General features: G+C 48.1%; 5 protein-coding genes. All 5 read left to right on the top strand.

Going from position 1 to position 6,787, the window contains the following annotated elements; translation table 11 throughout:
• Positions 1–141 precede the first annotated feature (141 nt).
• Positions 142–1,245 carry a DegT/DnrJ/EryC1/StrS family aminotransferase gene (locus KGZ89_04045; GenBank protein ID MBS3974019.1) on the top strand — a complete coding sequence of 368 codons (1,104 nt, stop codon included), beginning with the start codon at positions 142–144 and terminating at the stop codon, positions 1,243–1,245.
• Positions 1,246–1,315: 70 nt separating this feature from the next.
• Positions 1,316–2,311, top strand: a complete 996-nt coding sequence (locus KGZ89_04040) for an NAD-dependent epimerase/dehydratase family protein (protein MBS3974018.1) — start codon at positions 1,316–1,318, stop codon at positions 2,309–2,311.
• Positions 2,312–2,321: 10 nt separating this feature from the next.
• Complete coding sequence (asnB, locus tag KGZ89_04035) at positions 2,322–4,211, top strand: asparagine synthase (glutamine-hydrolyzing) (protein MBS3974017.1); 1,890 nt, start codon at positions 2,322–2,324, stop codon at positions 4,209–4,211.
• Positions 4,212–4,245: 34 nt separating this feature from the next.
• Positions 4,246–5,724 carry a hypothetical protein gene (locus KGZ89_04030; protein ID MBS3974016.1) on the top strand — a complete coding sequence of 493 codons (1,479 nt, stop codon included), beginning with the start codon at positions 4,246–4,248 and terminating at the stop codon, positions 5,722–5,724.
• An 85-nt stretch (positions 5,725–5,809) separates the two neighbouring features.
• The coding region (locus tag KGZ89_04025) for a hypothetical protein (protein ID MBS3974015.1) at positions 5,810–6,787 on the top strand (978 nt) is incomplete at its 3' end.

The following is a 6,787-nucleotide window of genomic DNA, read 5'->3' as shown; positions in this document are numbered from 1 at the left end:
TGGATGAGCGAACACGGGGAGCGTCTCGATCTTCCCTTGACCGGAGATGCACAAGCACATTGTCCGCAAACCGGTCATTTATATCGTTTGATTGATGGTGAGCTGCAGCGAGCTTGATCCCCACCAGCGCACGGAGTTGTAATGGAATTCACCGATCTAAGAGCGCAATACAGTCGACTCAAGTCTGACATCGACGCGCGCATTCAGAAAGTACTGGCTCATGGCCAGTACATCCTGGGCCCGGAAGTGCATGAACTGGAAGAGCACTTGGCAATCTACACCGGAGCCAAGTATTGCATTACCGTGGCGAATGGCACAGATGCGCTCCAAATTGCCCAGATGGCTCTGGGCATTGGGCTTGGAGACGAGGTAATCACCCCCGGATTCACGTATATCGCCACTGCCGAGACAGTCGCGCTGCTTGGTGCGAAACCCGTGTATGTAGATGTGTCGCCGGATACATGCAACCTGGATCCCTCATTACTCGAGGCAGCCATCACGCCTCGCACGAAGGCCATCATTCCGGTCAGCCTGTATGGGCAATGCGCTGACTTTGATCGCATCAATGAAATAGCCGCCAAATATCGAATTCCTGTCATTGAGGATGCGGCTCAAAGTTTTGGTGCTATCTATAAAGGCCGCAAGAGTTGCAACCTCACTACTGTGGCTTGCGCCAGCTTTTTCCCTAGCAAACCGTTAGGCTGCTATGGAGACGGCGGAGCCATTTTCACAAGTGACGAGGAATTGGCCGGGGTCATCCGTCAGATCTCGCGTCATGGACAGGATCGCCGCTATCACCACGTTCGTGTGGGTGTGAATAGCCGCCTCGATACATTGCAAGCTGCAGTTCTTCTGGGAAAGCTGGGGGTTTTCGATGAAGAGATTGCGAAGCGCCAAAAGATCGCGGATCAATATGAAAGCAAATTGCTGCCAGTCTCTCAGATAGCTTGTCCATCCATCCAAAACGGCAACCTGAGCGCCTGGGCCCAATACACGATCCGGTCAAATCAACGCGATGATCTGCAGCGAGCTCTGAAAAAATTAGAGATACCCACCACGGTGCATTATCCGTTGCCTCTGAACAAGCAGCCCGCAGTGGAAGATGGCAGCAAGCAGCTCCCCATTGGCGATCAGCTGGCCAATGAAGTTCTGAGTCTTCCCATAGGCCCTTACCTTAGCGAATCGGATCAGTCCCTGGTGGCCCAGGCTATCCAGCGATTTTATATCGAAAATCCCTTTCCCTGATTCCGTCGTCGGAGTCGCCCTCGCGCCAATACCTGTTAGCAGGCCCAATTAATTGTTAGAAAGAATAATCATGGATATTAAAAACAAACGCTTCGTCATCATCGGTGGTGGTGGCTTGATCGGATCCCATACCGTTGACCAGCTATTGAAAGAAGACGTCGCCGAAGTGGTGATCTACGATAACTTCGTACGCGGTCGAATGGAGAATATAACGGATTCGCTCAAAGATCCACGGGTAAAAATTTTCGAAGCTGGCGGGGATATTCTGCAGACAGACATATTGGATGCTGCTCTCAAAGGAGTCGACGGGGTTTTTCATCTGGCGGCGCTTTGGCTCCTTCAATGCCATGAATATCCCAGGACCGCATTCGAAACCAATGTTCGGGGAACTTTTAATGTAATGGACGCTTGTGTCAGGAATGGGGTGAAGCGTTTGGTTTACTCTTCTTCAGCTTCTGTTTATGGCGATGCGGTGGAAGAACCCATGACGGAAGAGCATCCATTTAATAATAAAAATTTCTATGGAGCCACTAAAATTGCAGGTGAGGCTTTTTTGCGTGCTTACCATCATCGCTATGGAATGGATTATGTTGGGCTGCGATACATGAACGTGTACGGTCCCCGTCAAGATTACCATGGTGCCTATATTGCCGTGATCATGAAAATGCTCGATGCAATCGACAGCGGCAATAGCCCTACCATCATGGGCGATGGCTCTGAGGCGTTTGACTTTGTTGCGGTAGAAGACTGTGCACTGGCTAACGTCTGTGCAATGAAGGCCAGCGCGACTGACGAGTTCTACAACGTTGGTACCGGCAAGCGGACGTCGTTGAAAGAGTTGGCAGAAAAGCTTCTGCGTATCACCGGCTCTACCAAAGAAATCACATATGCATCCCGCAGTCAGGCCACCCTGGTGCGCAATCGCATTGGAAGTCCTGACAAGGCGCGCAAAGAAATTCAATTCAATGCACAGATCGATCTAGATGAAGGCTTGCGTAAGCTGATCGATTGGCGTGCGTCACATAAAGCAGAGGTGGCTGCTCGTCGCGCTTCCGTCGGCCTCTGAGGTATCCAACGTGTGCGGTATCGCGGGTTATTACAACACGGACCAATACCCTGCCTCGGCGGTGGTCATCAAACGCATGACCGATGCGATTGCGCACCGGGGACCGGATGGCGAAGGAAGTTACGTTCATGAAGCATTGGCGTTGGGCCATCGACGTCTTGCCATTATCGACCTCTCGCCCGGGGGGCACCAACCTAAAGCCTCCGAAGATGGTCGTTACGTTATCACCTACAACGGAGAAATCTACAATTTCAAAGAAATCCGTATGGAACTGGAGAGCTTGGGGCGCCACTTCCATACCCATAGCGACACGGAAGTCCTGCTTTATGCCTTTGTCGAATGGGGCGTGAAATGCTTCGATCGACTCAACGGCATGTTTGCTCTGGCAATCTGGGACAAGGCCGAAAAAACCTTGACGCTTGCTCGTGATCGTTACGGCGTCAAACCGCTTTATTATCATAACTCTGGAAAATCATTTGTTTTTGGCTCTGAAATCAAGGCAATTTTTGCACATGGAGTTGTTGATCCTAAAGTCGATTCCATCGGATTGTTTGAATATTTGAGTTTTCAAAATTTCCTTGCTGATCGAACTATATTCAGCGGAATCAGTCTTTTCCCTGCTGGCACATTTGCAACGATAAAAAGAAGCGGTACCGGATCTGTTGAAGCCAAGTTCACCCGGTACTGGGATTATGAATTCGTTGAGCCTGAATCTCCACGAAAATTAGAGGAATATGCAGAAGAGCTGGATCGCCTGTTCGCGCAGGCTGTCTCCCGGCAGCTGGTCAGTGACGTAGACATTGGTTCTTATTTGAGCGGCGGCATGGACAGCGGGTCCATCACAGCAGTCGCCGCTCAGCAAATCCCATACATGAAAACATTCACCTGCGGCTTCGATTTGAATTCGGCTTCAGGGATTGAACTGGGGTTTGATGAACGCCCGACGGCTGAATACATGTCTTATCTCTTCAAAACTGAGCATTACGAAATGGTGCTCAAGGCGGGAGATATGGAGCGAGTCATGCCAAAGTTGGCTTGGCACATCGAAGAACCGCGCGTAGGACAAAGTTACCCGAATTATTATGCGGCTCAACTGGCCAGCAAATTTGTCAAAGTTGTGCTGTCTGGTGCCGGTGGTGACGAACTCTTCGGTGGATATCCGTGGAGATACTATAGAGCGGTAGTCAATAATGATTTTGATCACTATATAGATAAATATCACGCTTTCTGGCAGCGTTTGATTCCTCAGGGGAGAATGTCCACCGCGCTGGCTCCGGTATGGGCAGAGGTTCAGCACATTGACTCGCGAGACCTGTTCAAGTCTGTCTTTCATCAGCGGCCTCAGAACATTGGTCGACCGGAAGACTATATCAATCACTCCCTGTACTTTGAAGCCAGGACGTTCCTTCATGGGTTACTGGTAGTCGAAGACAAATTGAGCATGGCCCATGGCATCGAAACGCGAGTCCCATTCCTCGACAATGATCTCGTAGATTTTTCCATGCAATTGCCTGCACGAATGAAGCTTGGAAATTTGGGCGAAGTCGTCAAGCTGAATGAAAATGAACCTGGGGCAAAGACCGCCAAATATTTTCAAAAAACCAAGGACGGGAAGTTGCTCTTACGCCAGGTGATGCAGCGATTGTTGCCACCTGTGATCACGGATCGTGAAAAGCAGGGATTCTCCGCTCCAGATGCGAGCTGGTTCAAAGGCGAGAGTATTGATTATGTCAAGCGTACTTTGCTCAGTCCTAATGCGTTGACCCATCAATATTTGGATCGTGACTATGTGAGTGAGATCGTTCGACAGCACGGCAGTGGAGAAATGAATCACCGCTTGCAGATTTGGTCGCTGATCAGTCTGGAGTCAATGATCAGACAATTTATAAAAAATGAATAAGAGAATTTCTACCCCAGAGAGGCCCTATAAAGTATTGCACATTGGCAATATTGCTAATAATGCTTATCTGAACGCGAAATTACTTCTTCAGCACGACGTTGAATCGGATGTAATTTGCGCAGATTATTACCATATCATGGGTACGCCAGAATGGGAAGACGCTGTATTTGATTTCGAGGGAATCGATCACTTCAATCCTGATTGGGCCAATCTGGATTTGCAAGGCTTTAAGAGGCCGGATTGGTTTCATTCGGGTGCCTTAGGGGAAATTTTGGCTGAACTGGCTGGAGACGCTTCGGCTCCAGAGCAAAAGATGGGGCGACTGTCGCGAATCATCGGGACAGCGCACAGCCACGCATTTGGGGGAACGCTTGAGCTTCTTTTAACGGATGCTTGGACGAAGCTTTTCGGATCCAAAAAAAAATCCTTGATCGACCTGTTGACAAAGGTTTCGGTTCCGATCTTGCGTGTCATCTGTCACTTGCATTTTTATGCTGAATCTGCATTGAAAAAAAATGGTGGAGATCGGTTCGCAAAAATACGCGTTACTTTGGACCAGATCAACAGCCGTACTGAATGTGACCTGAGGCGTTCCGAGGTAGTCCCATATTTTTTCCATCAAGCTTTGTGGGAACGGATTTTTAAGAAATATGATGCTGTTATCGGATATTCCATAGATGGAATTTATCCTCTGATATGCAATAAAAAATACATCGCCTTTGAACATGGAACAATCAGGAAAATTCCTTTCGTTGACGATGCTTTGGGGCGAATTTGCAAAGCTGTTTACAAAGCCGCAGATAAAATAATAATTACCAACTGCGACAACGTCAAGGCCGCAGAGAAGTTGCAGCTAAAAGACTATCGATTTATTCCTCATCCGATCAACGAGGAGGTTCAGAAGGTGCCGCTTCCACCCAGTTGTACTGAGCGCCTTCATGGTCAGGACTTTATCGTTTTTCATCCCGCCAGACACCATTGGGATAGGCATCGTGATCCCAGTTGGGAAAAGGGAAACGATAAAATTATTGCAGGCTTCGCAAAATTCAGAAAAGCAGCCAATGTCAAAACGGTTTTGGTTCTTACTGAATGGGGGTTGACAATAGAGCAGAGCCGGCGGCTCATCAAAAAATTGGGTATTGAAGATTCCGTGGTGTGGATACCAGTTCTACCCAATCAGCACATGATTGAGATGATCAGTCTGTCTCACGTTGTTGTTGATCAAATCGGTGTAGGTGCTTTTGGGAGCTTGGCCGCCAAATCGTTGATGTGTGGCAAGGCCACGCTGTGTCATATTGACCCGGAGCCGCACAGGGCTTGCTTCGATGTCATTCCACCGCTCATAAGTGTGGAGTCGCATATTGACGTAGCCGATCGTCTTCAACAACTAGCGAGTGATATTTCCTACCGAAATCATATTGAAAACGTATCTCGAGAATGGTATTTGCAACATCATTCCAATAAATTGATCGCTGAGCGCCTCGTTGGGTTGATTCAAGAAATTGCCGCATAACCTCCGAGCAAGAGTTATTCATCGACTGCAGAGGTGGTTATACTGTCATGATTTGCATGTCAATTCAGGTTATTTAGGTTAGCCGATGTATTTTTTTCGTGGAGGAATGATTTCTCTCCTCAATTCGATTTCTATTCTTGTGCTGCCCTTGGTTGCGGCGCTGAGGATTCCATTGAAGTGGGCCTTAGGGCGAGCGCCTGTCAGTATTTGGACTGGTGCACCCATTCTAAATATGGCAATTAACTCCAAGTCCGAGAGATTGATGGGTGCCAGGTCTTATTCTGTAGTTGCTCATACCTATTTCATTACTAATGAGTTCGATTTCGATCTTCAAAGATGTCCTCTAGGACGCATTTTTAACACACAATATAGGTATATTGCTTTTTGGGCTATTTGTTTAGTTGCTGATCGTGTTCATATTTATTTGGATGGTGGCATCTTACCGAACGCTAAGATGCGATCCTTCAACAAATTGGAACTTTTTGCGTATAAGTTGTTGGCAATAGATGTTTTTGCGTGGACCTATGGTGGAGATTGCCGGACCCAACGCATCACTCGGTCGCTGGGAGATCCGAACTGCTGTACGGACTGCACCGCTCCAAATTCGGCGTGCATCTGTGATGAGGGCTTGTTTCGACCTCGATATGATTATGCGCGAGATAAATGCGTCGCAATTTTCTCTATGGGGGACATGATTGAGTACACTCCTGGAAGTGTAAACACGCTATATTTTTGGCCGCTGGATGTTAGCGAGCGAAAATATAAAAATACTCAGTCTGTTTCTGGGTTGAATCCACCAGTAGTGCGGATTGTCCATGCTCCCAATCATCGGATGTTCAAGGGAACTAGATTTATAGAGGCGGCTGTCTCGGAATTATCTGCTGAAGGACTGGCTGTAGAGCTCGTGCTAGTTGAGAGGGTTCCAAATCAGCAGGCCCTCAAGATCTATCAAACGGCGGATATTATTGTGGATCAAGTCATGGTAGGTTTTCATGGGTTTTTCGCTCTTGAGGCAATGGCCATGAGCAAGCCGGTCGTGTGCTTCATTCGCGACCCGGAGCAC

It is taken from the genome of Actinomycetota bacterium (assembly GCA_018334075.1).
Taxonomy (GTDB): Bacteria; Actinomycetota; Coriobacteriia; order Anaerosomatales; family UBA912; genus JAGXSC01.
This window is presented reverse-complemented; position numbering and strand designations above follow the sequence as displayed.